Source organism: Mycolicibacterium houstonense, from assembly GCF_900078665.2.
Lineage (GTDB): Bacteria > Actinomycetota > Actinomycetes > Mycobacteriales > Mycobacteriaceae > Mycobacterium > Mycobacterium houstonense.
This window is the reverse complement of record NZ_LT546221.1, coordinates 1-1057: the sequence shown is the minus strand read 5'-3', so window position 1 is coordinate 1057 and position 1057 is coordinate 1. Positions and strand designations below refer to the sequence as shown.

The 1057-nt window shown below is 68.6% G+C and carries 1 protein-coding gene and 2 pseudogenes; all 3 read right to left on the bottom strand.

Annotated features, from left to right (window positions below; translation table 11 throughout):
• Window positions 1-280, bottom strand: a pseudogene (locus BN4332_RS32675) (hypothetical protein); the annotation flags it as partial.
• Complete coding sequence (locus BN4332_RS32670) at window positions 270-476, bottom strand: crAss001_48 related protein (RefSeq protein WP_066904555.1); 207 nt, start codon at window positions 474-476, stop codon at window positions 270-272. The pseudogene BN4332_RS32675 and the gene BN4332_RS32670, both read right to left, overlap by 11 nt.
• Window positions 473-1057, bottom strand: a pseudogene (locus tag BN4332_RS34825) (C39 family peptidase); the annotation flags it as partial. The gene BN4332_RS32670 and the pseudogene BN4332_RS34825, both read right to left, overlap by 4 nt.

Below are 1057 nucleotides of genomic sequence, written 5' to 3'. Positions count from 1 at the left end.
GGTCGGGCTGGCCGGTGCCGTGGACCGTGAACAGCCACGGCCGCCGGTCGACGGGGATCGGCACGCCGAGCGCGCGGAGGTCGTCGTCGGAGACGACACCGTCCTGCGGCTGCCCGGTCCGGATCTCGTACTCCAGCTGCCAGGACTGGGCCCGGGGACCGAACTCGTCGGTGTCCGTCGGGAGCTCGCCGCGGGTGCGGGCGTATCCGGCGAATCGCTTCGCCATCACCTCGCGCCAGCGGCGCACGCTCTCGTTGCGGTCACCGATCCTAAGAGGCATAGCGGCGGATCCGTCGGTTCAGGATCAGCGCGTAGGCCTGCATAGCCTTGTACTGCTCAGTTAGGTCTTGCCGGTCGTGCTCGTGAAGGGCGGAGAACCGCTCGGAGCTGATGAAATCAGCTAGCTTCCCGAGGCGGCGGAGCAGCTCGGAGGCCTCGTCGCGGAGACGCTCCAAGGCGTCAGCGGGGATACTCACGCCTGCCCCTGGGTATGGAAGGCCCGTTCGGCCTTGAGCCAGGCAGCGATCTTGTGCTGGGCGGCCGCGAGGTCGTCGGGCTTGACGCGCTTCAGGATCCGGGTGGCCAGCTCGGGGTCGTTGGTCGGATCGTCGCTGTGCTGCACCGCGTACAGCAGCGCGATCGACTCGGGGTCACCGTAGATCACCGCGAGCTTCTCGACGTACTGGACGTGGGCCAGGGCGTTCGTCGTCCAGTCGAGTCCAGCGATGGTGTCCACCTCGGCCTCGTGAGGCCAGTGGAGCGGGCTGCGCGACTTACGCTTGTACTTCGCCTGCTGGCGAGCCAGGTCGAGCAGTTCGCGCTGCTCAGCGTCGGTCAAGGCCATAAGGAAGCCGTCCTCTTCGTTCAGGATCTGGAGCAGCGCATCGCCCAGGGCGAGCGCGCGGTTGTAGCGGGCGCGGCGGTCGTCGATGCCGTTCTGCCCGCCGTTGATCAGCTGCGTCACCGTGACGATGTCGCGGCGGTCGGCGGCCTCGTTGATCCGCGTGCCACGGGCAACCGTCCAGTACCAGGCCGCGCCGACGCCGGCCCAGCGGAG